Below are 25,307 nucleotides of genomic sequence, written 5' to 3' on the forward strand. Positions count from 1 at the left end.
GCGGTCGGTGTGCTCCATCAGAGGGCGGCGTCGATCTCGTGCGGGACCGGGCGCGTGAACGTCCGGAACCAGGCCACCGTCCGGCGCAGCCCCTCCTCCAGCGAGACGGGCCGCAGGTCGGGGAACAGCTCTCCGAGCAGCCGGGGGGAGGATCGCGAGTCGTGGATGTCACCGGTCCTGGGCGGCAGGAAGGACGCCTCGACGGGGCGGTCCAGCACGGTCGCGAGCGCGTGCCTCAGCTCCAGCAGGGAGACCCGCGTGCCGAACGCGAGATTGACCGGCACGGGGCTGGTCACGCCGCGGGCCGACGCCTCGGCCAGGACGTCGGCCACGGACTCGACGTAGGTGAAGTCCCGGGCCTGGGTGCCGTCCCCGTAGATCGGGACCGGCTCGCCGCGCAGCGCCGCCGACACGAACGCCGGCACGACGGCCGCGTAGGCGTGGTCGGCCGGTTGCAGCGGCCCGTAGACGTTGAAGAACCGGAACGCCAGCACCGGCAGGCCGTAGCTGTGCCCGTAGGCCAAGGTGTAGCTCTCCGCGGCGAGCTTCCCGGCGCCGTACGGGCTGAGCGGCCGGGCGGGCAGGTCCTCGTGCTTGTACGCCTCCGGGCTGTCCCCGTACACCGAGGACGACGAGGCGACGATCACGTGCGGCCCGGTCCGCCGGCACGCCTCCAGCACGTTGACGGTGCCGGTGGCGTTGACGATGTGCGAGGTCAGCGGGTCCTTCAGCGACCGCGGCACGGACGGCACGGCCGCGAGATGGATCACCGTGGTCGCGGCGGGGACCAGCTCGGCCAGCAGTTTGCGGTCCAGGACGCTGCCCATCACGAACTCGGCGTCGATCCCGGCGAGGTTGACGAGGTCCCCGCCGGTGAGATCGTCCAGGACCGTGACCCGCTCGACGTCCGGCCGGGCGGCCAGCGTGCGGCACACGTTCGCGCCGATGAAGCCGGCCCCGCCTGTCACGAGCACTCTCATCTGTCCACCTCCGTGGTTTCTGGCCGGCGGTCGCGCGCGGCCGCCCGGTAAAGGGCCTCGGTGTCGGAGACCAGGCGTTCGACGGCGAAGGCCGTGGTGGTCCAGCGGCGGGCGGCCTCACCCATGGTCCGGGCGAGCCCGGGGTCGGTGAGCAGCCGCACGACGTGGCCCGCCAGCTCGGCGGGGTCGCGCCCGGCCAGCAGCCCGGTCCGGCCGTCCAGCACCACTTCGCCGACGCTGCCCACGCGGGTCGCCACGACCGGCGCCCCTGCCATGCCGGCCTCGATGAGCGTGAGCGGCGTCCCCTCGTTGTCCGAGGTGAGCAGGACGACGTCCGCGGCCGCGTAGACCGTCTCGGTGTCGCCGCGCCAGCCGGTGAACATGACCGGCCCGGGAAGCCGCGCCGCGGCGCGCTCGGTCTCCTCGCGCAGCTCGCCGCCGCCGCAGACGACGAACCGGCAGCCGGGGACCCACTCCAGGACGGCCTCGGCCGTGGCGAGCAGCCGGTCGGGCCGCTTCACCTGGGTCAGCCGTCCCAGGAAGGCCACCACCGGCACGTCCAGGGGCAGGTCCAGGTCCTTCCTGGCCGTCTCGCGGGACGGCAGCGCGCGCAGGCCGACGCCCGGGGGGATGACGACGTACTTGCCCGGCGTGCCGATCCCGGCGGCCAGCAGGTCCTCGCGGACGCGGTCGCCGACCGTGACCAGCCGGTGTGACACCGCGGCCAGCGCGCGCTCGGCGCGCACGTACGCCGCGCGCTTGACGCCGGTGAAGTATCCGTCGAGCAGGTGACCGTGGAAGGTGTGCACCCGCGCGGAGCCGACGCCCGACAGCGCGGAGGCGAGCCGGCCCAGGGCTCCCGCCTTGGCCGTCCGGGTGTGCACGACGTGCGGCCGGAAGCGGCGCATGGCGGCGACGAGGTGGGCGAGGGCGCGAACGTCGTCGGACGGCCTGATGGCCCGGCCGAGCCCGTGCACCCGGTGCACCCGGAGGGCCGGGCCGTCCGGGCCCGGGCGCCCGGCGAGCGCGCCGAGCCGCAGGTGTTCGGTCTCGTCCTCCTCGACGTGCCCGGTGTACAGGCGGTGGTCGAATTCACGGTGGTCCAGCCGTTCGATGAGCCCGGATATCTGGGTCGCCGGCCCTCCGACGTTCAACCGGGCGATTATCTCCATGACGCGGATGCGGCTGTCCGACTTCACGCGCGCTCCTTGGCGGTGTGCCTGGGTCACGTCGAAGAAGCTAGCCCGCCATTTATTCCATTCGCCGCACCGTCGCGGTGGCCGCAAAAGTGTTTCCTCATTCGGTACCCACTCATGGCCGGTTTGTGGGGAAGGGAGTGCGAACCGCTCGGCGACGTGTCCGGTCGCGGTGTTTTCGGATTTGTCCGCCGTATGACCCGGCGAACGCACAGTTACGGATTGAAAGGGAAATGGCCGTCCGGGCCTGCGTGACCGGCCGCAACCGGCGCGGCGTGGAAAGACTCCGCACGCTGCGGGTCATCGTCGTACCAGGCCGGGGGGATGCGGTGATCTTCCGGCGCGCCACGGCATTAGCGTCGGGCGAGTTGCCTTCGTCCAGGGCGTTCCGCGACCGCCGGCCGTGCGTGTGATCTCGCGGGAGGGGAGCCGGTTCTCATGGAACTTCTCATCGTCGTGCTGATCGTCGCGGCGCTCGTCGTGGCGGTCCGCGCCGGCCTGGACGCGCCGGTGGCGAGACGGGTGCTGCCGGTGCTGCTGGCCGCCTTCGCGGCCCGCCTGGCCGCCCACGTGATGCTGAAGGGCGGCGCCCTGTTCGACTACGGCGGCGACAACGTCCTGTACGACCTGTGGGCCCAGGAGATCGCCGACCAGTGGAAGCGGGACGGCATCTCCTACGTCACGGTCAACGGCGCGGGACGGTTGTACGGGGCCGCGCTGCACTGCAACCTCCTGGCTCTGCTCCGCTACATCTGTGACGGCCCCGTCCCGCTGGCCTCGGCGGCGCTCATGGCCCTGCTGGCCTGTCTGCTGTGTGTGGTCATGTACAGGTTCGCGAGGATGCTCGGCGCGGACGACCGGGGCGCGTTCTGGCTGCTCGTCGTGGTCGCCTTCATGCCGGGCTTCCTGCTGCACACCTCCGACAGCTACAAGGACGGCGTCAACGCCCTGCTGGTGGTGGCCTCCCTGGCCGTCGGGGTCTCGCTCACGCGGCGCTGCACCCTCGGCAAGCTGCTCACGCTCGTGCCGCTGCTGTGGGCGCTGTGGAACATCCGCCCCTACATGGCCTTCATGTGCGTGCTCCCGCTGGCCCTGGGCATCAGCGGGCTGCGGCAGGTCGTCTCGCTGCGGAGCCTGGTCGTCCTCACCGCGCTGGCGATGGTCGTCCTGTTCCGGTTCGACTTCGTGATGCAGAGCGAGCCGATCGAGGCCATGCGGGACCAGCTGGAGTACGCCCAGTCGCCGGACGTCCAGAGGTCCAACGCCGGCGTCTCGGGGTGGCGGAACGGGTCGGGCGTCGGCTTCGAGGACGACGGCAGCCCGTGGGGGGCGCTCGGCGCCAAACTGGTCTACACGCTGCTCTCGCCGTTCCCGTGGACGCCCGGCAGCCTGGCGCTGCAGCTCGGCAAGATCGACACCTGCCTGTGGTACCTGCTGCTCTGCTTCGGGTTGGCCGGCGGACGCCGGCTGTGGCGCCGCGACCGCAGGACGCTGCTCATCCTGCTGCTCTTCCTCGTTCCGAGCGCCTTGGCCTACGCGACCACCATGGCCAACATCGGGCTCATCGCCCGGCAGCGGATACCCCTGGTCATGGTCACGAGCCTGCTGTGCGCGCTCGCCTGGTCGCGGACGCCCTCCGAAAGCCAGGACACGCCGGAGGGGGGCGCCGAGAGCCCGCCGGAGCCGGAGCGGACCGCGGCGGTCCGCTCCTGAGCCCGGTCCCGGGAGGTCAGCCCCCAGAGCGCGGCGGCGCCTCGTCGTACAACCGGTCGAACCACTTCGCGGTCTCCCCGATGTCGATCGTCTCCGCGCTCGCGCGCGCGCCGTCGCGCAGCCGGGCGTGGGTGTCCGGTCGCATCGCCGCCAGGATCGCCCCGGCGAACGCCTTGGCGTCGCCCGGCGGGACCAGCAGGCCGTTGCGTCCGGACTCGACGAGGTCGGGGATCCCGCCGACGCGGGTGGACACCACCGGGACGCCCGCGGCGAGCGCCTCCATCATGACGACCGGCAGCCCTTCGTAGGTCGAGCAGTGCACCAGCAGGTCGGCGGCGGCGATGAGGCGCGCGGCGTCCGGCACGTGGCCGAGCAGCCGCACGTGGGGGAGGCGCAGCCCGGCGACGCGCCGCGCGGTCTGGTCGAACAGCGGCCCCGATCCGGCGAGCAGGAACAGCGTGCGCGCCCGCTCCTCGGCCGTCAGTCTGGCCGCCGCGTCGACGAGGAAGCCGTGGTTCTTGACCGGGCGGAAGTTGCCGGCGTGCACGATCAGGAAGGCGTCGCCGGGCACGTCCCACTCCTTCCTGATCAGCGCCGCCTCCGCCGCCCAGCGGCGCTGCTCGGCCACGTCGACGCCGTGCACCCGGATCGACAGGCGCCGCGCGCCCATCGTCGTCACGCTGCGCGCCACCTCGGGGGAGACGGCCACGGTGTGATCGTCCAGCCGGCCGGTGGCCCGGTCGAGGAGCAGGGTCGGCAGCCGGAACCTCACGCTGTGCACGGTGGACACCAGCATCGGCCGGCGGCGCCACAGCCGGGACACCGGCCGGAGCGCCGCCGCCGGCAGAGGGGAGTGGACGTTGAGCACGTCCGGGCGCAGCCGCCGCACCACGGTCAGCAGCCTGGCCATCCGGAGCGGGCGGGGACAGGAGGTGAGGTCGACGACGTTCACGCCGTGCCGTCGCAGCCGCTCCACGAACAGCTCGGGGGCGGCCTCCAGGCACACGACGGTGTAGCGCTTGCCCGGGGGAGCCGCGCACAGCCGCCGGGTGAGCAGGACCTCGGCGCCGCCCACCCGGGCGAGCGACTTGATCACTTCGCAGACGTGCACGGGTTCTCCTGCCCGGTCCGAGGCGGCCCGGCCGCGGGTCCCGGCCGCCGTCCCGCGCGGGCGGCGAACCCGGCCCGGTACGCGGCCAGGGTCATCCCCTCGAACGGGCCCGCGGCGTACGCGAAGAGCGCCTCGATGTCGTCGTAGAGCGCCTCGACGCTCCGGAAGGTCCGGAAATAGGGGCTGCCGCCCGGCATCAGCTCCGAGGAGTGCAGCATGAACTCGACGTGATCGCGCCCGGAGCGCAGCGCGTGCCCGGCGAGTTCGAGCATCTCACGGCGGTTCCTGCCGTTCGGCCGCAGCCAGGACGTCCGCGGCCAGAGCCGGCCCGCCACCCGGCCCGCCGGCCCACCCCGGGACAGCAGGGCGCGCGCGCCGCCGGCCAGGGGGCCGTACCGGCGGGGCACGATGGTCATCGGCACCTCCAGCAGCGGCGACTCTCCCGCCCTGTGCAGCGCCCCCGGATCGACGAAGTACGGGTGTTCGGGGTAGCCCGTGTAGTCCCGCGGGCCGCGCCCGCCCGGCGCGCCGGAGGTGCCGCGCCAGGAGACGTGCGGCGTCACCGAGCAGTCCGCCAGGTAGCCGTGCTCGACGAGGATCCGCGCGTAGGTCTCGTCCATCATCCACCGCCCGGCCCGGTGGCTCACCGGCGCGACACGGAAGACGTCCTGCAGCGTCCGCGTCGCGGTCGTCACCTTCGCCGCCATCACCGGCTCGGGGAAGTCCGTCAGGAACGGCTTGTGCCGGTGGTCGGCGCCGGTCAGCGGCAGGATGGGCGGCGTGGTCCAGGCGTGCAGGTGCATGCCGATCTCGCCCCGGCCGCCCTCCAGCACCGCACGGCCGAACTCCTGGAACGCCGGGCTGGTCGCCATCGTCCAGTCGACCAGATAGGTGGGAGGAAGGCCGTACCGGTCGCACAACGCCTGGAACCGGGGCAGGAAGCCGGCGTTGCGCGTCCGGACCGTCGCCGAACCGCTCCAGGCGTCGTCCTCCTCGACGTCGATCGTGATGAGGAAGGCCGGGCGCGGCGCCGCGCCGTCGTCTCCGGCGCCCGCCGCGCGGACAGGTGCCGTGAGGTCAGACATCGCAGCGGTAGAGGAGCAGATGCTTGTCGTCCTGCCAGTCGTGACGCCTGTCCACCCGGACACCCAAGCCGTCGAAGAGGCGCTCGATCCGGCCCTTCTGCTCGGGGAACTCGTCGACCAGCACGTACCTGACCCGCTTGGCGGCGAGCAGCGCGCGCATCTGCTGCCCGATCCAGTCGTCGGGCATGTAGTGGAACCAGCCCAGCGTGATCAGCAGGTCGATCTCCCGCACCTCGTGCCTGATCAGCGCGTCGAAGCTCCCCACGGCGAACTCCGGCCTGGTTCCGCCGGGACGCCGCAGGAACCGGGCCCAGGCGATGACGCCGCGGTCGATGTCGAACCCGAGCCTGCGCCGGGCCCGCACCCGGCCGAGGACGTCACCGAGGCCGCATCCCACCTCGACGGCGACGTCCAGCCGCCCGGGCACGGTCCTGGCGATCTCGACCGCCATCTTCTTGTAGTTGGTGGTGTGAAATCCCCGCAGGTGCCAGCGGTCGGCGCCGAACACGAGCGACAAGGGGAACTGCAGCGCCTTTCCCGCGAGCGCCTTGGCGACGTTGTCGGCGCCGTGCCGTCGCGCGACCTCGATCTTCCTGGTGAGCCTTTTCACGGTGGTCTGCATCACGATCTCCCTGCATTGATCCGATAATCGCGGTCAGAGCGCGTAACCCCGTTCGCCGAGGTGCGGGCCGAGAGAGTGGTTCAACAGCGCGAGCTGGGCGGGGGTGAGGTCGCGGCGGAACGCGTCCGCCCGCCCGTCCTGGAACCTGTGGCGGCCGAACCCGTGGTCGAAACGGGACGTCCACGGCAGGCCGAGGAACTCCAGGATCACCGTCATCTGCCCGCGCGGATCCCCGACCAGATCCTCGTAACGCACGTCGAGCCACTGATGGGCGGGAACGCCGGCCCGGGCGCGCTCGTAGGCGTCCATGAGGATCTTCCACCCGATCCCGGCCAGATGGACCATCGACCGCCCGCCGCGGTCCCACTCCTCGGCGTAGGCGTCCGGCAGCGGCCCGAAGTGCCAGCCCCAGGGACCGAGATGGCCGCGCCACCACGGCATCCGCGTCCACGAGCTGGCGACCGCCCGCCCGTCCCGCACGATGTGCACGAAACGCGCCCCCGGGAAGACCTCACGGAGGAAGTCGGCGCGGGGCCAGCCGGTGAACTTGTGCACGTAGTGGTCCACGCCCTCGCGCGCGGCCCGGTCCTCGTAGAACCCGCTCAGCCGCCGCGCCAGCCAGGGCGTGACGTCGGCCGCCACCAGCTCGCGGAACGGGTCGACGACCAGCGGGGACACATCCCGGGCCAGCGCCGCCTGCGCCTCGCTCGGCCGCACCCGCTTCGGCGGGAAGCCCGGCCACGACCACCGGTGCATGGCCGTCCCCAGCCGCCGGACCGAGGGCGCCACCCGGGCGAACCGGTCGTCGAGGTTGGTCGGGAAACCGACGCAGGGATGGCGGGTCAGCACCTTGTACAGCAGCGTGGATCCGCAACGCCCCGTGCCGAGGATGAACGTGAGGTCCAGGGCCCCCGGCGGCTCGACCGGATTCACCGTCGCGACCCGGCTTCGCGCCATGGAGTGGGTGTCGTCCATTGTTCGGTCTCCCGGTTCCGCCGCGGCGCACGTTTGTGCGGAAACATAGGTACACCTGTGCCGTGCGATCCTCCCCGGCGCTGTGGCGGAGTTTCCGAATCGCTGCCATGTTCATAGCCGAGGTTGACCGGAGGGCCGGAGCGTCCGGCGTCCCGCCGCCGCGCCGTGCCAGGTCCTTCCATTCACCACAGGTGTTCTCGAATCCCGCCGTAACGTCGGGCCCGGCGCTTTTCCGCCGGCCGGGCGGCCGGTGACCTGACGTTTTCCGCCGCGTTCACGCGCACCGGCAAAGAACCGGCAACAAGACGGCCGGGCGCATATTCGGACCGGCCTTCCCGTGCGCCCGCCGACCAGAATTGCCGCATGGATAACACGCCGTCATCTCCCGGCTCCGGGAGCCGGTCGGAGATCGTCCTCGACACCGCGCCGGCGAAACCGGCGGTGCCACCGGGAGCGGCGAGACCGGGTCCCCGGCCGTCCCGGGGATGGCCGCCGGCCCTGTGCGGGCTCGCGGTGGCGGTGGCCGTGGCGGCGTGGTTCGGGACGCCGGCGCGGGACATGGCGCTGTTCGGCGCGTACCTGGCCCTGGCGGTGGCGCTGCCCGGGACGCTGGTGGTCCGGGCCCTGTACCGGGGACGGCGGACGGCGGCCGAGGAGGTCGCGCTCGGCCTGGCGGCCGGGTACGCCCTCGAAGTCCTCGCCTACGTGCCCGCCCGCGCCCTCGGGGCGCCGCGCCTGGTGCTGGCCTGGCCGGTCGTCACCTACCTGACCTTCCTGCTGGTGCCCGCACTGCGGCGGTTCTGGCGGAGCGGCGCGCGCGTCCGCGCGCCGCTGTGGGCGTCCTGGACGCTCGCGGCCTCCTTCGCGGGGCTCACCGTGTGGAGCGGCGTGCCGTTCTTCCGGAACAACGCGCTGGGCTGGCCCGCCATGGGGGCGGGCGACTACGACGAGCCGTTCCATCTCGCGCTGACGGCGGAGCTGCGGCATCACATGCCGCCGCGGCTGCCCATCGTGCCGGACGAGCCGCTGCTCTATCACTGGTTCACCTACGCGCACGTCGCGGCGTCGAGCTGGGTGACCGGGGTCGAGCCGGCCGTCCTGGTGCTGCGGCTGACGGTGCTGCCCATGCTGGCCGCGTTCCTGGTGCTGATCGCGATGACGGCGCGGCGGGTGGCCGGGTCGTGGCGGATCACCGGGCCGGTGCTCGCCGGCACCGTGTTCGTGGGGACGCCGAACCTGTACCTCAGCTCCACCATGGTCTTCGGCTGGGGCGGGGTCCAGTCGACCGCGTGGCGCAGCCCCACCCAGACCTTCGGCGCCCTGCTGTTCGCCGCACTGGCCGTCCTGGTGCTGGACGCGCTGACCCGTCGCTCCGTGGCCGAACCCCAGGCGCCGCCGTCGGGGCCGGTCCGGACACGGGCACCGCTGATGTGGGGCCAGGCTTGGCCGCGGGTGCGGTCAATCCCGGATCGAGCCGAGGCGCCGCTGCGGCCGGGGCATACCGGGCCGCAGGCGTCGCCGATCCGGGGGATGGCCGGGCACTGGGCGCTGGCCGCCTTGCTGACGGTGGCCGTTATGGGCGCCAAGGCGGTCTACCTGCCGTTGCTCCTGGCCGGGCTGGTCGCGGTCGTCGCCGTGGAGACGGTGCTGCGGCGGCGGCCGCTGTGGCCCGCCCTGGTCGCGGCGGCGATGACGCTGGCGTGCCTCGCCTACGCTCAGCTCGTCCTGTTCGGCAACGCCCGCCAGGGGATCCTGCTCGCGCCCGTCGCGGCCATGCGGCAGCGCTGGCAGGAACTCGCCGGGCAGTCCGGCGCCGGCCCGCTCTGGCCGCTCGGCGCGGGCGCGTTGCTGGTGCTGTGCCTGGCGTTCGCCTGGTGCGGTGTGGCCGGGCTCCTGGCCGACCGGCGGCTGTTCGCCAGGCGCCCGGTGGTGTTCCTGCTCGCCATGGCCGCCGCCGGGCACGCCGCCACCGTGCTGTTCCACCATCCCGGCTACAGCCAGTTCTTCTTCCTGTTCGCCGTCTACCCCTACCTGGTCATCGTCACCGTCTACGGCGCCCGCGTCCTGCTGCGCCGCGCGCGCGTCCCCACCCGGGCGACGGCCGGCGCGGTGGCCGCCGCCGTCCTGGCGGTCTGCGTGGCCGCCGTCGCCTGGCACGTGACGGTCCCGCTGCCTCCCGGCCGGCCCGCCGTCACCGTCTTCCTGCCCTACCTCAGCGTGCTCGCCGGCCTCGCCCTGGCCGCCGTCGCGCTGGCCGCGGCCCTCGGACGGCTCCGCGCCGCGGCGCTGCTGGCCGCCGCCGCCACCGGCGTCGGCCTTCTGGCCTGCGGGTACGGCCTGCTGCTCTGGCTTCCCGCGAAGATCGCGGCGAAGGGCCTCGGCAAGGTCGGCCACGCCGTGGCCGGGGAGTCGGCGGCGGTGCCAGAGGGCGCCCTGGCCGCGGCGCGGTGGCTGCGCGACCATTCCGCGCCCGGCGATCTGGTGGCCACCAACTCCCACTGCCACTGGGGACGGCGCGACCCGTGCGACGCCGGCCAGTTCTGGGCGGCGGCCCTCACGGAGCGGCGCGTCCTGGTCGAGGGCTGGCGCTACACCACCCGGGTCAACGACCGGTGGCGGCCCGGCCAGGACTACCGGTACCCGTCCTTCTGGGACCCCGGGCTGCTGCGCCTCAACGACGCCGCCATCAACACCGCGGACCCGGCCTCGCTCGGCGCGCTGCGCGACCGCCACCACGTTCGCTGGTTGCTGGTCGACCGGCGCCTCACCGGCCCCGGCTCCCCGCTGGACGCCGTGGTGGCCCCGCGGTTCCGCTCCGGCGACTACGCCGTCTACCGGCTGCCGGACCGGGCGTGAGCCTCCGGCTCGGGCGGACCGGGCGCGCGCCGGCCGGGCAGGACACGCCCGGCCAGAGGGGCGTCGCCCGCCGCCCGCGCCGCCGCCGACAGCGAGACGGCGATCTCCGACCAGCGCGGCAGCAGCCGCCACGCCGGCGTTCCCGTCACGCGCAGGAACCACGCGCACTGCGTGGCGGCCAGCACGGTCAGCACGACCCCGGTCACCACCGCGCACCCCGCGGCCCCGAAGCGGGGGATGAGCAGCGCGTTCAGCGTCACGTCCAGGCACAGCGCCCCGACCGACATCGAGGTGGCCACCCACGGCCGGTCCAGGCGCAGCAGGAAGACCCAGATGGGCCGCGCGACGCTCGCCGACACGATGCCGGGCGCGACGCAGAGGAAGGGGACCACGCTGCCGCGGAACGCCTCCCCGTAGACGAGCGGGACGAGCGCGGACGCCAGCGCGCACAGGCCGCCGGCCGTGACCAGCGCCATCACGAACGCCGCGCGGGCCGCGCGGAGCGTCACCTCCACCGCGCGCTCGTGGTCGCCCTCCACCTGCCGGGGCATCACGATCTTCGCCAGGGCCTCGACCGGGATGCGCGCCAGGTCGGCGAGCGTGGTGGCGACGGCGTAGAGCCCGGCCTGGCCGGTGGAGGCCAGCGCGCTCACCATCAGCACGTCGACCCGGGGCAGCAGTTGCGTGGACACCAGGCCGAGGTGGTAGCGCAGCCCGACGCCGACGGTGCGGCGGGCCAGCCCGGGGTCGAAGGCCCTCGGCCGTGGCCGCAGCGCGTGGACGAAGCAGGCGACGGTGACCAGCTCGTAGACCGCCCACAGGGCGAAGGCCACCTCGGCGGTCAGCCGTCCCGCCAGCGCCGCGGCCACCACCGAGGCGCACCACACCAGGCAGCCGATCATCGTGCCGTTGTTCAGCACGCGGGCCCTGTCCCGCAGCAGCGCGATGCCGCAGAGGTACTCCCAGGCGATCAGGATCGGCATGGACGCCGACACCAGGACCGCGCCGGAGGCGCTCCATCCCGAAAGGAGCATGAGCGCGCCGACGACCGGAGCGGCCGACATGCCCATGAGGACGCCCATCACCAGGGCGTTCGCGGTCAGGGCGGGGCGCAGGCCCGCGTCGGCCCACAGGACCGTCTGGCCCTGCTCGGCCGACAGCCCGCCCAGCACCAGACCGGCCCAGGCGATGGCGATCAGTACGGCGTACTCTCCCCGCCCCTCGGCGAGCAGGGTGCGGGCGGTGATCACGCTGATCACGGCCGAGGTGGCGGTCACCACCCCGCGGGCCGCGATGGTGTGGACCAGGGTCTTCGCCGCGCCGGTCATCCGGCGGCCGCCCCGCCGCCCATGGTGGTGCTCATGTCGACCTCCGCGTGCGCCGACCGCGATGCGGGCGTGCCGAGCCGTATATTCGGCGAGGGCATCGGGTCCGAATTCGGCCAGCATAGCGAAATGGCACTCGGACGCCTTCCCGCCGCGCGCGGGAAATCTATGTCTCCACGGCGGCGCTCTCAACGCGTTTTCCGGACCATTCATGCCGAGATAATCGAATGGACGGCGCCCTGGACGTTCTTCCCATGCGGCCTTTGCCGTAAGAACTCAGGACATGAACGCCGTGGCCGCCGCGAACATCGCGGACGCCACAGGGAAGGCGCGGTGACCGCTTCAGCAAGGACTCGCCAAAGCGCGGTCATTCGCCGCCGCCGCCCCGCGCGGCTGGTGTTCATTGTTTTCGTGAGCACAACAGATATGGCGACGATCCCGCACCACCGGGCGTTCGTCGCGGAAAACCAGCTCGCCTATGTCACGGCGGCCATGCACGCGAAATGGTCCTCCGGATACGGGCCGTTCGGCGAGAGGGCCGCGGCGCTGCTGCGGGAGATCACCGGAGCCGCGCACGTGCTCCTCACCACCTCCGCGACCACGGCCCTGGACCTGTCGACGCTCCTGCTCGACGTCGGCCCCGGCGACGAGGTGATCGTGCCGTCGTACACCTTCGTGTCCACGGCCAGCGTGTGGGTGCAGCGCGGCGCGGTCCCGGTGTTCGTGGACTGCCGCCCCGACACCCTCAACATCGACGAGGAGCGGATCGAGGCCGCCGTCACCGGGCGGACCCGCGCCATCGTGGTCACGCACTACGCCGGCGTCGGCTGTGAGATGGACCGGATCGCCAAGATCGCCGAGCGGTACGGCCTGGCGCTGGTCGAGGACAACGCCCACGGGCTGGGCGGCACCTACCGGGACCGGCCGCTCGGCACCTTCGGGCGTCTGGCCGCGCTGAGCTTCCACGCGACGAAGAACGTGCAGTGCGGCGAGGGGGGCGCGCTGATGGCCGCCGGCGACGACCTCGCCCGGCGCGCCGAGATCATCCGGGACAAGGGCACCAACCGGCGGCAGTTCTTCCGCGGCGAGGTGGACCGGTACCGCTGGGTGGACGTCGGCTCCAACTACATGCAGGCCGAGCTGCTCGCGGCGCAGCTCGTGGCCCAGCTGGAGGCGTTCGGCGAGATTCAGCGGCGGAGGCAGGAGGTGTGGCGGGCCTACCACGAGGGCCTGGCGGCGTGGGCGCGGGACAACGGGGTCGCGCGGCCGGTGGTCCCGCCGGAGTGCGTCCACCCGGCCCACATCTACTACCTGCTGCTCCCGCACGCGGCCGGCCGGACGGCGCTGATCGCCCACCTCGCCGAGCGCGGCGTGCAGGCCGTCTTCCACTACTTCCCGCTGCACGCCTCGCCGGCGGGTGAGAAGTACGGGCGCGTGGCGCCCGGCGGCTGCCCGGTCGCCGAGAGCGTCGCCGGCCGGCAGGTCCGGTTGCCGCTGTACCCGGGCCTGGACGACGGGGAACTGGGCCGCGTGCTCGACGCCGTGACCTCCTTCCGGGTCTCCTGATGGGCGAGGCGACGGCCGTCCCCACGGTGCGGACGCTGGCGTCCCCCCTCGAATCCGCGCGGATCGGGCGGCCGGTCGAGCGGCTGAGCGTGCACGGTGAGAACGGCGGGTCGTTCTCGCCGGTGCGCGCGGCCATCCGGGAGTCGGCGGCCGACGTCATCGTCCTGCGGTACCCGGCGGAGCGGGTCGAATGGTTCGCGGAGCTGCTCACCACCGGCCGCACCGTCCTGCTGGCCGACTCCCTGGTCTACTGGCGCCTCGTCGCGGGACGAGGGCGGGGCGCGGCGGGGGCGCCGGGACTGTGGACGGGGGAGCTGCGCGACGCCGACGCGGCGGGCGCGCTGGCCGCGGAGATCTTCGCCGGGTACCGCAACCACTACGCCGCCGATCCGCTGTTCGCCGCGTGCGACGCGCGCGCGGGCTACGCGGACTGGGCCCGAGGCCCGGCCGCCGCGGGGAACTGCCTGGCCCTGTACGGGCCGGGGGAGGGGGAGCCGCGCGCGATCGGTCTCGCGACCGTGGCCGACGACGGACCGGCGACGGAGATCCTCCTGGCCGGCGTGGTGCCCGGCGAGCGCGGACGCAACCGGTACGCGCACCTGCTCGCGGCCGTGGAGGAGCGGACGCGCGCCCGCGGCGGGACCGAGGTGGTCATCTCCACCCAGGGCCACAACACCGGGGTGCAGCGGGCCTGGGCCAGGTACGGATTCGAGCCCGTGCGGACCCTGCTCACGGTTCATTTGGTGCGGAAAGGGCTGATCCCGTCCGCGTGAGGCCGCCGGGCCCCGCCGGGGGCGGGACGCTCGCCACCGCGCCGGAGCCGGTCCGCTCGCGGACGACGTACGTCGGCCGTCCCATCCCGCTCGTGTGGATGCGGCCGACGTACTCCCCGAGGATGCCGATGGACATGAGCTGCGCCGACGAGAACAGCGTGATCATCGAGCAGATGCTGGTGAACCCGGCCACGGTGGTGGCGCCCACGGCGAAGCTCCACAGCACGGCGGCGCCGAGTACCAGCCCCACGAGGCCGACCAGGAAACCCAGGTAGCTCGCCACGCGCAGCGGCAGGGCGCTGTAGCCGAAGAGCATGTTGGCGGTGTGGCGGCACAGCATGCGCAGGGTGTAGGTGGAGGGCCCGTCGTCGCGCCGGTCCATGTGCACCCGGACCGACCCGACCCGCGTCGTGGCCCACGAGAGCACGACGTCGATCGAGGCGTACGGCCCGGTGAGCCCGTCGAAGCCCTGGCGCAGGTGGGTGCGGAAGGCGCGGAACGCGCTGATCACGCGGGCGGTGCGGATGTCGAGCGCGCCCGCCATGGCGGCCTTGACCGACCGCGACGCGAGGCTGCGCAGCGGCCCGTGCTCCTCCTCGTGCGGGACGCCGTAGACCAGGTCGAGGCGGTCGCCGTGCAGCGCGGCCAGCAGGAGGGGGATCTGTTCCGGCGGATGCTGCAGGTCGTCGTCCATCGTCACGATGACCTCCAGCCGCGCCTCCCGCACCCCGGCGAGCAGCGCGTTGTGCTGCCCGTAGTTGCGGGACAGGTGCAGGGCGCGCACGGGCTCGAACCGGTCGGCGAGCCGCGCCGCGACGTCCCAGGTGTCGTCCGGGCTCCCGTCCACCACGAGAATCACCTCATATGGTGCCGACATGCCCTCCAGTACGGTAATCAGCCGGTCGAGGAGTTTCGGCAGCGTGCGCGCGGAGCGATAACAGGGAACGACCACCGACACTGACATTTATTCCCCCGTTGATCGGCGTTCATGACGCGAATGGCCATTACGATGTTCTGGACGTGACCGCCCGTCATCGGTTCGGGGGAATCCGAGTGGTCGAAACCAGACAGCGGCCCGGCCGGGACGTGGGCGCCGGTCGCAAAATGGCCGGGCGCGTCCGGATACCCGGCGGCCACCTCATCACATACTTCGCGGGGGGCGCGCTCACGGCTCTGCTCTACTACGTCACCTTGGTCGCCGGATTGCGACTTCTTGGCCCCGCCGTTCCCTATCTCTACGTGGTGGTGGCCAGCCATTTCCTGACCGTGGTGATGGTGTATCCGTGGTACCGGCTGGTGGTCTTTCCCGGCGGAAAAGAATCCTGGATCGCCGGTTATCTCCGGTTCTATGTGGTGGGCATTGGATTCCTGGTGTGGTCCCTCGCGGGGCTGCCGGTGCTCGTGGAGTGCGCCGGCATGCCGATCCTCACGGCGCAGCTCGTCCTGACGGTGACGAGCGTGCCGCTGAACTACGCGATCAATCGCGGGTGGGCGTTCCGCGGCCGCCGGTCGTGACGGCGCGATCGGACAGGTGGCCCGCCGTGGCCACGATTCCCGACGTAAGGATTCGATGAGCGATGAAGGCACTCGTACTCGCCGGGGGCAAGGGGACGCGGCTGCGGCCGCTCACCCACACCTCGGCCAAGCAACTGGTCCCGGTCGCCAACAAGCCGGTCCTCTTCTACGGGCTGGAGGCCATCCGGGACGCCGGCATCACCGAGGTCGGCGTCATCGTGGGCGACACCGGCGACGAGGTGCGGGCGGCCGTGGGGGACGGATCGGACTTCGGCCTCGTGGTCACCTACATCCCGCAGGACGCGCCCCTCGGCCTGGCGCACTGCGTCCTCATCGCCCGGGAGTTCCTCGCCGACGACCCCTTCGTCATGTACCTCGGCGACAACTTCCTGGTCGGCGGCATCACCGGGCTGGTGGACGCCTTCCGGCGCGGGCGCCACGACGCGCAGATCCTGCTGACCCCGGTGGCCGAGCCGCAGTACTACGGGGTCGCCGAGCTCGGCCCGCGCGGGGAGATCGTGGCCTTGCAGGAGAAGCCCGAACACCCGCGCAGCGACCTGGCGATCGTGGGCGTGTACACGTTCTCGCCCGCCGTGCACGACGCCGTGCGGGCGATCAGGCCGTCCGCGCGCGGCGAACTGGAGATCACCGACGCGATCCAGTGGCTCGTGGACAACGGGTACGGCGTCCACTCGCACATGGTCGGCGGCTACTGGAAGGACACCGGCCGCCTCCAGGACATCCTGGAGTGCAACCGCATCGTCCTGGAGGCGGTCGAACCCGACCTCGGGGGCACGATCGACGCGCTGAGCGAGACGTCGGGGCGGGTGGTCGTGGAGCCCGGCGCGGTGGTGGAGAACTCGATCCTGCGCGGGCCCCTGGTGATCGGCGCCGACACCAAGATCGTCTCCTCGTACGTCGGCCCCTTCACCTCGATCGGCCGCGGCTGCGAGCTGCGCGACGCCGAGATCGAGTACTCGATCGTCCTGGACGGCTCCTCCGTGGACGGCGTCTCGCGGATCGCCCACTCCCTGATCGGCCGCAACGTCCAGGTCAGCCGCGCCTCCGGTGTCGCCAACACCCACGAGCTCATGGTCGGCGACCACAGCAGGATCCAGGTGAAGGTCTGAGGATCCCCCTGCCACCGGGACGGGGCCGCCCGGCCGCCTTAGCGCGAAGGTGACCGGGCGGGCCGGGGCTCATGCCGAGGAGGGCGTGAAGACCACGTCGATCCAGTAGTTGGACGCCTGGAAGGTGTTGGTCGGGAAGGCATTGCTCCCGCCGTACTGGTAGACGCCGTTGCCGCCGTCCGCGCCGTCCGCGGGCGCGAGCAGCGGGGCATTGTCATATTGGACGGTGAAGTACGGGCGGGTGACCGAATAGAAGCCCACGTTGGTCAGGCAGCTCGCCACATAGGTGGTGTTCGCGCTGATCGCGACGGGGGACGCGAAGTTCGCCTGCTGCCAGCCGCTGGCGGTCTCACCGGTGAAGGTCGCGCTGGCCAGCGACGTCCCGTTGCCCGTCCACAGGGTCCCGACATGGGCGCCGGTGTTCTGCGCCCCCTTGTAGAACCGGATGCCGCTGACGGTCCCGGCCGTGGTGGCCCGGAACTTCACCCCGACCACGACCGCCCGGTTGTCCTGGTAGGACGCCACCGCCGGTGTCGTCGTGCTGCTCCACAGGCTCGCGGAGACGTTCTGGGCCAGGACGCTCGACTTGCTCGGGGCGAAATGCACGAGCGCCTCGTGGTCGAAGGTGTCGCCGCCCAGGTAGACGGCCTGGACCTGGTGGGTTCCCACGGACAGGGAGGAGGTGCTGAAGGTGGCCACGCCGGAGGCGTCGAGGAAGCCGGAGCCGAGGGTCGTCGTCCCCTCCTTGAACAGCACCTGGCCCTGCGGGACCAGCGAGCCGCTGACCGCGCTCACCGTGGCCGTGAACGTCACCACCTGGTTGCGCGCGACGGGGTTGGCCGACGAGCTGAGGGTCGTCGTGGTCGCCGGCTCGACGGGCACGGCGATGCGGGTCGCCGGGCCGTTGGTGGTGCCGGCCAGGATGACGTTGGCGTTGATGGTGAACAGCCGGCCGAAGACCGACGCGCCCGAGAGCGCCTGCGCGGTGTTGGCCGCCATGACGGTGCCGCGGAACGTGGAGTTGACGCCGAGCGTCGCCGAGTCGGTCGCCTGCCAGAACACGTTCTTGGCCTGCGCGCCGTTGATGAGCGCGATGTTGCTCACCGTCGCCGTGGTGAGCGTGGATGACGTGAAGATGAACTCCGCGTCCGGCTCGCCCTGGGCGTCGAGGGTGAGCGTCCCGGTGATGGTGAACGCGCCGCCGGTCGGCGTGTAGATGCCCGGCCCCTTGGTCGTCCCGCCGAGTTCGGCGGCCACCGTGGTGACCGGCGTCCGGCCGGCGATGTCGTTGTAGGCGGCGAGCATGGCGGTCCTGGCCGTGGCGGCGGTGGCGTCACCGGCGTGCGTCGTGCCGGTCACCGTGCCCGGCGGGAAGCCGGTCACCGTGCTGCCGGGACTCACGCCGAGGTCGCCGGTGACGGCGGTGAAGTTGTTGTTGTTGACCGCGCTTCCGCCGAGGACGGCGAACGAGGCGGCCGAGCCGAGGTTCACCGGCGCCCGCCGCGCCGCGTTCGCGGTCAGCGGTGTCGCGAGGAGCACGGCGGTCGTGAAGACGGCCGTGAGCGCCGTCACCCAGGCGCGACCGGCGCCCGGCCGCGCGGCCCGAAAAGGAGTTCTGTATTTCATCAAGTGTCCTTCATCCCCGATATGGAGTGATGCGGCATATGAATGCGTAGCCGCTGCCACCGATTCTGGTGACGTCTCGGGGGGGCGATATGCGGGGCGCGCCCGGTGCTCCGGTAAAGGGCGGTGCATTTCTTTTGCCGAAAACTCGGATGTCGTGCTAAAGGGCCGCAGGGGTACGGGCAAACATCGGTCGGTCTGTCGCGACACGGAAATTATGTCGCCGTTCCTGCGGGCGCCGCGCCGTTACGATCCTGCCGAAGCCTGAGCTTTTGGGCCCGTCCCGCACGCTCACGGGGCTTCGCGTGGCCTGCGGGGGCGGTCACGGATCGTGGCAAGGGGAGCGCTCGTGGCGGATCGTGTGGGAATGTCGAGGCCATGGTGGTGGGCGTTTCGGGGGGTGTCGGCCGCCTTCCTGGCGGTGGTGCTCGCCACGTCGGGCCCGTTCGGAGCGGCGTGGGCCGGGACGCGGCCCTCGCACGGGGGACACGGCCGGATGGCGGCCGCCTGCCCGCCGACCTCGGTCATCTGCCTGGAGAACAGCCTTCCCGGCAATCCCGCCAGCGAGTGGGACATCGTCGGCGGCGCGGGCGACCCCTCGATCCAGGGGTACGCCACCCAGATGAGCGTCACCCCGGGCGAGACGGTGGACTTCAAGGTGGCCACCAACGCGACGAGCTACCGCCTGGACATCTACCGCATCGGCTACTACGGCGGCATGGGCGCCCGGAAGATGGCGACGGTCAACCCGTCCGTCCCGCTGCCGCAGACCCAGCCGACCTGCGCGAGCGACTCCACCACCGGGCTGGTCGACTGCGGCAACTGGGCGGTCTCGGCCTCGTGGGCGGTGCCGGCCGACGCCGTCTCCGGGGTCTACACCGCCAAACTGGTGGGGACGGACGGCAGCACGGGGGCCAGCCAGATCATGTTCGTCGTCCGGGACGACACGCGAGGCTCCACCCTGCTCATGCAGACCTCCGACGCGACCTGGCAGGCGTACAACACCTACGGCGGCAACAGCCTGTACGCCGGCCAGCCCGCCGGCCGCGCCTACAAGGTCAGCTACAACCGGCCGGTCCTCACCCGCAACGCCAACCTCTCGCCGCAGAGCTTCTTCTTCAACTCCGAGTACCCGATGGTCCGCTGGCTGGAGGCCAACGGCTACGACGTCAGCTACACCACCAACGTCGACACCGCCTCGCGCCCGGCCGAACTGCTGGAGCACAAGACGTTCCTGTCGGTGGGCCACGACGAGTACTGGTCCAACGACATGCGCGCCAACGTGGAGAACGCCCGGAACAACGGGGTCAACCTCGCCTTCTTCTCCGGCAACGAGATCTTCTGGAAGACGCGGTGGGAGCCCAGCATCGACGGGACGACGACGCCGTTCCGCACGCTGGTCTGCTACAAGGAGACGATCGCCAACGCCAAGATCGACCCCAGCCCGCAGTGGACCGGCACCTGGCGCGACCCCCGCTTCTCCCCGCCGTCGGACGGCGGCCGGCCGGAGAACGCCCTGACCGGCACCCTTTTCATGGTCAACGGCATCGCCAGCGACGCGACCGTCGTCCCGGCCGAGTTCGCGAGCATGCGGGAGTGGAAGAACACCAGTATCGCCGGCCTGCAACCCGGGCAGACGGTCGTGTTCCCCACGGGGGTGCTCGGCTACGAATGGGACGAGGCGCCGGACAACCCCACCCGGCCTCCGGGGCTCGTGAACATGTCCAAGACCACGGTCATCCTCACGAGCAGGTACCTGCTGAACGAGGGCAACGTCTACGGCGCCGGGGTGGCGACGAACAAGGTCACCCTCTACAAGCACACCAGCGGCGCGCTCGTGCTGGGCACCGGCACCACCCAGTGGTCCTGGGGCCTGGACGCCAACCACGACCGGCCCGGCACCCCCACCGACATCGCGATGCAGCAGTTCACGGTCAACGTCCTGGCCGACATGGCGGCGCAGCCCGCGAGCATCCAGACGGGCCTCGTCCCCGCGACCCCTTCGACGGACACCTCGCCTCCCACGGCGGCGATCACGAGCCCGGCGGGCGGCGCGTCCCTGACGAGCGGCACGGCCACCGTCATCCAGGGAACCGCCGCCGACACCGGAGGCGGTGTCGTGTCCGCCATCGAGGTCTCGCTGGACGGCGGCGCGACCTGGAAGCAGGCCACCGGGCGTGACACCTGGCAGTACACCTGGACGCCCACCCAGGCCGGACCGGCGACGATCATGGCGCGGGCCGTCGACGACATCGGCAACATCCAGCCGGTTCCGGCCTCGGTGAACGTGAACGTGACCGCCACCACCACCCTCACCATCTGGCCCGCCACCCAGGTGCCCGCCATCGTGACGCACCCCGACCCCAACTCCGTGGAGCTCGGGGTGAAGTTCCGCACCACCACCGCGGGCACCATCAACGGCATCCGGTTCTACAAGGGCCCGTTCAACACCGGCACGCACATCGGCAACCTGTGGAGCTCGACCGGGCAGCTCCTGGCACGGGCGACGTTCACCAACGAGACCGACAGCGGCTGGCAGTCGGTGACCTTCTCCACCCCCGTGCAGGTGACCCCCAACACCACCTATGTGGCGTCGTACTTCGACCCGCAGGGCATGTACTCCAAGAACACGCCGTACTTCACCCAGGCGGTGGTGAGCGGGCCGCTCACCGCCCTCGCGGACGGCACCGACGGCGGCAACGGGGTGTACACGTACTCCGGGAGCACGACCTTCCCGGTGAACACCTACCAGGCGAGCAACTACTGGACGGACATCATCTTCGCGCCGGCCGCGCCGGCCACGACGGTCAGCCTGTGGAACGACGCGACGATCCCGGCGAACCCGGCCTGGGGCGACCCCAACTCGGTGGTGCTCGGCGTGAAGTTCCGGGCCTCGGCCGACGGAGTGATCAAGGGCGTCCGGTTCTACAAGGGCCCGGGGAACACCGGGACGCACATCGGGAGCCTGTGGAGCAACACCGGCCAGCTGCTCGCCAGCGCCACCTTCACCGGCGAGACCGCGTCCGGCTGGCAGCAGGTGACTTTCCAGAACCCGGTCTCGATCACCGCCGGCACGACCTACGTCGCCTCCTACCTCGCCCCGGCGGGCAACTACGCGACGAACCGGCCCTACTTCACCACGTCGTACGTGAACGGGCCGCTGACCGCGCTCGCGAGCGGCACGGACGGGCCGAACGGCGTCTACGCCTACAGTTCGGTGAACACGTTCCCCAGCCAGACCTTCCAGATGACCAACTACTGGGTCGACGTGCTCTTCACCGCCTCGTGACGGCCGCGACGCCGCCCGCCTCCCGGCCCGGCAAGGTGTCCCGCGCGTTTCGGCAAAGGCGCGAGCGGGCGCGGGCCCGCGGTTCCGCCCCCGCCGTAGGTTGAGCCCGTCATGATCGGGACGGACGGCCCGCCGCCGCTTCGGCGGCGGGCCGCCGGGCGAGACGAAAGGCGAGCGTGTGAAGATCCTCGTCACCGGCGGGGCCGGGTTCATCGGCTCCCACTTTGTGCGCGCCCTGCTGAATGGCGCCTACCCCGGCTACGAGGACGCGCGGGTGACCGTCCTCGACAAGCTCACCTACGCCGGCAACCCGGCGAACCTCGCCCCCGTGGCCGCGAACCCGCGTTTCACGTTCGTCCGCGGCGACATCGCCGACCCGCGCGTCACCGCCGGCGTCGTCCCGGGCCACGACGTGGTGGTCAACTTCGCCGCCGAGACCCACGTCGACCGCTCCATCGCCGGGGCGGCCGACTTCGTCCTGTCCAACGTGCTCGGCACGCAGACGCTGCTGCAGGCCGCCCTGGACGCCGGGGTGCGCACCGTCGTGCAGGTCTCCACCGACGAGGTGTACGGCTCGATCGACCAGGGCGCGTGGGACGAGGACGAGCCGCTGCTGCCGAACTCCCCCTACTCCGCCGCCAAGGCCGGCGCCGACCTGCTGTGCCGCGCCTACCACCGCACCTACGGCCTGGACGTCCGGGTGACGCGCTGCTCCAACAACTACGGCCCCTACCAGTACCCCGAGAAGCTCATCCCGCTCGTCGTCACCAACCTGCTCGACGGCGACCGCGTGCCGCTGTACGGCGACGGGCTCAACGTCCGTGAGTGGCTGCACGTCGACGACCACTGCCGGGCGGTCCGGCTCGTGCTGGAGAAGGGCTCGCCCGGCGAGGTGTACAACGTCGGCGGCGGCGTCGAGCTGACCAACCGCGCGCTGGTCGCCATGCTGCTGGAGGCGTTCGACGCCGGCTGGGAGGTGGTCGACCACGTGACCGACCGTCCCGGGCACGACCGCCGGTACTCCGTCGACAGCGGGAAGATCCGGGCCGTCGGGTACGAGCCCCTGGTCCGGTTCGACCAGGGGCTCGACGAGGTGGTGCGCTGGTACACGGCCAACCAGGCGTGGTGGCGGCCGCTGAAGCGCCGCTCAGGAGGGCTCGCCTGAGGCCATCGGGCCCCGGGCCGGGTCCGGCAGCCGGTAGACCGCGTAGTCGCCGTACCGCGCCTGGAAGGACGCGAAGCGCCCCACCATCTCCGGACGGCCGAGGAGCCGCTCGTCGGCGACCAGCCAGCGCACCCCGTACCGCTCCCGCAGCGCCTCCACCCCCCGCGCCGAGGGCGCCTCGAAGACGGCGTCGTTGGCGCGCAGGCGCGCCGCGTCCCAGAAGGGCCGCTCGGTGAACGGCAGGTCGCGCCCGCTCCGGTCCAGGTTGGCGGCGGTGTAGGCCCAGCCCTCCACCAGCACGCGCCGCTCGGTCATGGCCGACACCCAGAAGTGGCGGCTGTCGCACGGCCGCTCGTGCCCCCACAGGCAGTGGGCGTTCGTGGCGACCACATCGCCGGGACCGGCGTGCCCGCGCAGCCACCGCGCGGCCGCCATCGCGCCGCGCGGGATCTGCTCGGGCACGGGATGGTCGCCGGCGTTCAGGTTGCTGTCGGCGCCGTGCCCCAGATGGTCCAGCACACGCGCCTGCCAGGCCGCGGGCACACCGGCGGCCGACACCGCCACGATCAGCAGCGCCCGGGCGGCCGCACGCCTCGGGCCCGACATCGACGCCGCCACCAGCGACGCGGCGCCGATGAACAGGAGAAGGACGGCGAACGGCAGGAACGGGCCCACGCTCCTCTCCCCGGGCGGCAGCGGCACCTGGACGCCGCAGGCCACCCGCACCAGGGTCGCCGCCGCGACTCCCGCCAGGCACGCGACGATGATCGCCCTCATCCCCGGCCGGCCCGCCCGCACGGCGGTGACCAGGCCGTACACCGCCAGCACCGCCAGGTACGGGTAGCACGACTGCAGGAAGTACCCCTGGTTCAGGTCGCCCTCGCTGCCGAGCAGCAGCATCAGCCCGGCGCCCGCCGCCGACAGACCGGCCATCAGCGTCACGCCCGGGCGCAGCAGCAGCGGCGGCCGGGCGAGCAGCCCGAGCGCCCCGCACCACGTCACCCCCCAGCACGTCAGGAACACCAGCGCGAACCCGGCCACCAGTCCGGTCGCGGCGGGCCGTCCCGCCAGCTCCGCCCACGTCGCGCGCACCACCGACAGCGGCTCGACCGTCATGCCCAGCCGGGCCCCGCCGAACAGCACGACCTGTGCGAAGGCCAGCGTGCCCGCCGTCATGCCGAGCGCCGCGAGCGCGGCCCGCGGGAGACGGCGCAGCCGCACCGCCTCCACGGCCGTCACCAGCGCCAGGGCCGCCGCGAGCAGCGGAAGGTAGGGCGCCTTGGCCCCCATCACCGCCACCAGCAGCAGGGCCAGCAGCGCCCACCGGGCACGGCCGCCGCCCGGCCGCACGAGCAGGTCGGCGAGCAGCAGCATCACGGGGGCGAAAAGCAGGGCGCCGAACGTCTGCGTCGGGCTGTTCCACGGCACGTGCAGCACGCCGGTCCAGCGCAGCAGGCCGTTGGCGTTGGCGTACAGGCTCGGCGCCGCCACCAGCAGCGTCCCGGCGACGGCCATGGCGCCCGCCGCCGCCGAGCCGGCGACCCGGCGCCCCGTCAGGCCCACCAGGACCGCGAAGGCCACCAGCATGGGCAGCACGGACAGGCGCGTGAGCAGCGTCAGCGGCTCCACCCCGGTGATCCAGCTCGACGCCGCCAGGTGCGCGTAGGCGAACCAGTGGTAGTTCAGCGGCTCCCCGGCCACGAACGGCACCTGCGGCGGCACGTGGTGGCGCAGCTCGCCTGCCAGCGACAGGTGGAACGGCAGGTCGGCGTGCGCCCAGCCCGCCTCCGGCCAGGCCGGCGCGACCACCCGGAAACAGATGAAGGCGCTCCACGCGGTCAGGTACACCACCGTCCCCGCCGCGAACCACCGCTCCCAGGCGGCGACGGCCGGGCGCGGGCGTGCCCTCCAGAACGGCCGCAGCCGGGGGACCAGCAGGAACGCGGCGTAGACCGCGGCCGGCCATGCCAGGACGAGCAGGGGCGCGCCGGCGGCCCGCGCGGCGATGTAGGCGAGCACCTCGGCCGCGTAGCCGATCGTCAGCCCGAGCGCGAGGTCCTCGGGCAGGGAGCGTCGGGCGCGGTAGGCGGCCCGCGCCAGCAGCGTCCCCGGCACCGCGACGCACACGGCCAGGTAGGCGCAGAAGGACGCCAGGTCCCTGGCCGAGACCCCGTAGTGGGCCAGCACCGCGACAGGGAAGCCGCCCGCCACCACGCCGGGCGCCCACCGCGAGGCCGCCGCGCCCCATCCCCGTGAGCCGGCCGTGCGGCCCCGGGGCGCCGGAGCGGCGGCGCCGGGGGAGGGACTGCCGGTCGGCGCGACCGGCGCGATCCGGCCGCGCGCGGTGGCGCCGGCCGGCGGATTCGTCGTCATGGGCGAAAGC

The 25,307-nt window shown here is 72.5% G+C and carries 18 protein-coding genes; 8 read left to right on the plus strand and 10 right to left on the minus strand.

All coding sequences use genetic code 11. From position 1 onward, the window contains the following. Positions 1 to 17: 17 nt before the first annotated feature. Positions 18 to 980: an NAD-dependent epimerase/dehydratase family protein gene (locus tag BJ982_RS22520; RefSeq protein ID WP_184883129.1), complete on the minus strand. Its 963-nt coding sequence runs from the start codon at positions 978 to 980 to the stop codon at positions 18 to 20. Then, the gene (locus BJ982_RS22525; RefSeq protein WP_184883131.1) at positions 977 to 2,179 is read right to left on the minus strand and encodes a glycosyltransferase; all 1,203 of its coding nucleotides are present in this window, start codon (positions 2,177 to 2,179) and stop codon (positions 977 to 979) included. Before BJ982_RS22525 ends, BJ982_RS22520 begins: the two co-directional genes overlap by 4 nt. 435 nt (positions 2,180 to 2,614) lie before the next feature. Between BJ982_RS22525 and BJ982_RS22530 the strand changes: the two genes are divergently transcribed. Beyond that, positions 2,615 to 3,889, plus strand: a complete 1,275-nt coding sequence (locus BJ982_RS22530) for a hypothetical protein (RefSeq protein WP_184883133.1) — start codon at positions 2,615 to 2,617, stop codon at positions 3,887 to 3,889. A gap of 16 nt (positions 3,890 to 3,905) precedes the next feature. Here the strand turns inward: BJ982_RS22530 and BJ982_RS22535 are convergent, their stop codons facing one another. From BJ982_RS22535 to BJ982_RS22550, 4 genes are read right to left on the minus strand one after another with little or no spacing between them, the layout of a single operon-like run. Beyond that, positions 3,906 to 5,000, minus strand: a complete 1,095-nt coding sequence (locus tag BJ982_RS22535) for a glycosyltransferase (protein ID WP_184883135.1) — start codon at positions 4,998 to 5,000, stop codon at positions 3,906 to 3,908. Continuing rightward, positions 4,982 to 6,085, minus strand: a complete 1,104-nt coding sequence (locus BJ982_RS22540; RefSeq protein WP_203958903.1) for a polysaccharide deacetylase family protein — start codon at positions 6,083 to 6,085, stop codon at positions 4,982 to 4,984. Before BJ982_RS22540 ends, BJ982_RS22535 begins: the two co-directional genes overlap by 19 nt. Next, positions 6,078 to 6,707 carry a class I SAM-dependent methyltransferase gene (locus BJ982_RS22545; RefSeq protein WP_184883137.1) on the minus strand — a complete coding sequence of 210 codons (630 nt, stop codon included), beginning with the start codon at positions 6,705 to 6,707 and terminating at the stop codon, positions 6,078 to 6,080. The genes BJ982_RS22540 and BJ982_RS22545 overlap by 8 nt, the downstream gene beginning before the upstream one ends. Positions 6,708 to 6,740: 33 nt before the next feature. Then, complete coding sequence (locus BJ982_RS22550; RefSeq protein WP_184883139.1) at positions 6,741 to 7,682, minus strand: sulfotransferase family protein; 942 nt, start codon at positions 7,680 to 7,682, stop codon at positions 6,741 to 6,743. Between the two features lie 525 nt (positions 7,683 to 8,207). On the opposite strand from BJ982_RS22550, the gene BJ982_RS22555 reads away from it, so the two are divergent. Continuing rightward, positions 8,208 to 10,538: a hypothetical protein gene (locus BJ982_RS22555; RefSeq protein WP_184883141.1), complete on the plus strand. Its 2,331-nt coding sequence runs from the start codon at positions 8,208 to 8,210 to the stop codon at positions 10,536 to 10,538. Here the strand turns inward: BJ982_RS22555 and BJ982_RS22560 are convergent. After that, positions 10,514 to 11,866: a lipopolysaccharide biosynthesis protein gene (locus BJ982_RS22560; RefSeq protein WP_184883143.1), complete on the minus strand. Its 1,353-nt coding sequence runs from the start codon at positions 11,864 to 11,866 to the stop codon at positions 10,514 to 10,516. The two genes, BJ982_RS22555 and BJ982_RS22560, sit on opposite strands and share 25 nt — an antisense overlap. Positions 11,867 to 12,274: 408 nt before the next feature. On the opposite strand from BJ982_RS22560, the gene rffA reads away from it, so the two are divergent. Both rffA and BJ982_RS22570 read left to right on the plus strand, forming a co-directional pair. Next, positions 12,275 to 13,429, plus strand: a complete 1,155-nt coding sequence (gene rffA, locus BJ982_RS22565; RefSeq protein ID WP_203958901.1) for a dTDP-4-amino-4,6-dideoxygalactose transaminase — start codon at positions 12,275 to 12,277, stop codon at positions 13,427 to 13,429. Continuing rightward, on the plus strand, positions 13,429 to 14,202 hold the full coding sequence (locus BJ982_RS22570; RefSeq protein ID WP_184883145.1) for a GNAT family N-acetyltransferase: 774 nt from the start codon (positions 13,429 to 13,431) through the stop codon (positions 14,200 to 14,202). The genes rffA and BJ982_RS22570 overlap by 1 nt, the downstream gene beginning before the upstream one ends. On the opposite strand, the gene BJ982_RS22575 is transcribed toward BJ982_RS22570, so the two are convergent. Then, complete coding sequence (locus tag BJ982_RS22575) at positions 14,159 to 15,166, minus strand: glycosyltransferase family 2 protein (protein WP_184883147.1); 1,008 nt, start codon at positions 15,164 to 15,166, stop codon at positions 14,159 to 14,161. The two genes, BJ982_RS22570 and BJ982_RS22575, sit on opposite strands and share 44 nt — an antisense overlap. Positions 15,167 to 15,255: 89 nt before the next feature. Between BJ982_RS22575 and BJ982_RS22580 the strand changes: the two genes are divergently transcribed. After that, entirely contained in the window at positions 15,256 to 15,717 is a 462-nt protein-coding gene (locus tag BJ982_RS22580) for a GtrA family protein (RefSeq protein WP_184883149.1), read from the plus strand. Between the two features lie 62 nt (positions 15,718 to 15,779). Beyond that, entirely contained in the window at positions 15,780 to 16,847 is a 1,068-nt protein-coding gene (locus BJ982_RS22585) for a glucose-1-phosphate thymidylyltransferase (protein WP_184883151.1), read from the plus strand. Between the two features lie 69 nt (positions 16,848 to 16,916). Here the strand turns inward: BJ982_RS22585 and BJ982_RS22590 are convergent, their stop codons facing one another. After that, the gene (locus tag BJ982_RS22590) at positions 16,917 to 18,473 is read right to left on the minus strand and encodes a DUF4082 domain-containing protein (RefSeq protein WP_184883153.1); all 1,557 of its coding nucleotides are present in this window, start codon (positions 18,471 to 18,473) and stop codon (positions 16,917 to 16,919) included. A 364-nt stretch (positions 18,474 to 18,837) separates the two neighbouring features. Here BJ982_RS22590 and BJ982_RS22595 point away from each other — a divergent pair, with 364 nt between their 5' ends. Both BJ982_RS22595 and rfbB read left to right on the plus strand, forming a co-directional pair. Next, positions 18,838 to 21,759 carry a N,N-dimethylformamidase beta subunit family domain-containing protein gene (locus BJ982_RS22595; protein ID WP_184883155.1) on the plus strand — a complete coding sequence of 974 codons (2,922 nt, stop codon included), beginning with the start codon at positions 18,838 to 18,840 and terminating at the stop codon, positions 21,757 to 21,759. Between the two features lie 178 nt (positions 21,760 to 21,937). Beyond that, entirely contained in the window at positions 21,938 to 22,924 is a 987-nt protein-coding gene (gene rfbB / locus BJ982_RS22600; protein ID WP_184883157.1) for a dTDP-glucose 4,6-dehydratase, read from the plus strand. Here rfbB and BJ982_RS22605 read toward each other — a convergent pair. Then, positions 22,907 to 25,297 (minus strand): hypothetical protein, encoded by a 2,391-nt coding sequence (locus BJ982_RS22605; protein ID WP_184883159.1) that lies wholly within the window; start codon positions 25,295 to 25,297, stop codon positions 22,907 to 22,909. The two genes, rfbB and BJ982_RS22605, sit on opposite strands and share 18 nt — an antisense overlap. Between the last annotated feature and the right edge of the window lie 10 nt (positions 25,298 to 25,307).

Origin of the sequence: Sphaerisporangium siamense (genome assembly GCF_014205275.1) — a bacterium.
In the GTDB taxonomy this organism is placed as follows: domain Bacteria; phylum Actinomycetota; class Actinomycetes; order Streptosporangiales; family Streptosporangiaceae; genus Sphaerisporangium; species Sphaerisporangium siamense.

Coding starts and splice junctions, on each gene's coding strand:
- BJ982_RS22530 (WP_184883133.1), top strand. CDS start 2,615: ATGGAACTTCTCATCGTCGTGCTGATCGTCGCGGCGCTCGTCGTGGCG.
- BJ982_RS22520 (WP_184883129.1), bottom strand. CDS start 980: ATGAGAGTGCTCGTGACAGGCGGGGCCGGCTTCATCGGCGCGAACGTG.
- BJ982_RS22590 (WP_184883153.1), bottom strand. CDS start 18,473: ATGAAATACAGAACTCCTTTTCGGGCCGCGCGGCCGGGCGCCGGTCGC.
- BJ982_RS22585 (WP_184883151.1), top strand. CDS start 15,780: ATGAAGGCACTCGTACTCGCCGGGGGCAAGGGGACGCGGCTGCGGCCG.
- BJ982_RS22560 (WP_184883143.1), bottom strand. CDS start 11,866: ATGACCGGCGCGGCGAAGACCCTGGTCCACACCATCGCGGCCCGCGGG.
- BJ982_RS22575 (WP_184883147.1), bottom strand. CDS start 15,166: ATGTCAGTGTCGGTGGTCGTTCCCTGTTATCGCTCCGCGCGCACGCTG.
- BJ982_RS22605 (WP_184883159.1), bottom strand. CDS start 25,297: ATGACGACGAATCCGCCGGCCGGCGCCACCGCGCGCGGCCGGATCGCG.
- BJ982_RS22540 (WP_203958903.1), bottom strand. CDS start 6,085: ATGTCTGACCTCACGGCACCTGTCCGCGCGGCGGGCGCCGGAGACGAC.
- BJ982_RS22595 (WP_184883155.1), top strand. CDS start 18,838: ATGTCGAGGCCATGGTGGTGGGCGTTTCGGGGGGTGTCGGCCGCCTTC.
- BJ982_RS22545 (WP_184883137.1), bottom strand. CDS start 6,707: ATGCAGACCACCGTGAAAAGGCTCACCAGGAAGATCGAGGTCGCGCGA.
- BJ982_RS22550 (WP_184883139.1), bottom strand. CDS start 7,682: ATGGACGACACCCACTCCATGGCGCGAAGCCGGGTCGCGACGGTGAAT.
- BJ982_RS22570 (WP_184883145.1), top strand. CDS start 13,429: ATGGGCGAGGCGACGGCCGTCCCCACGGTGCGGACGCTGGCGTCCCCC.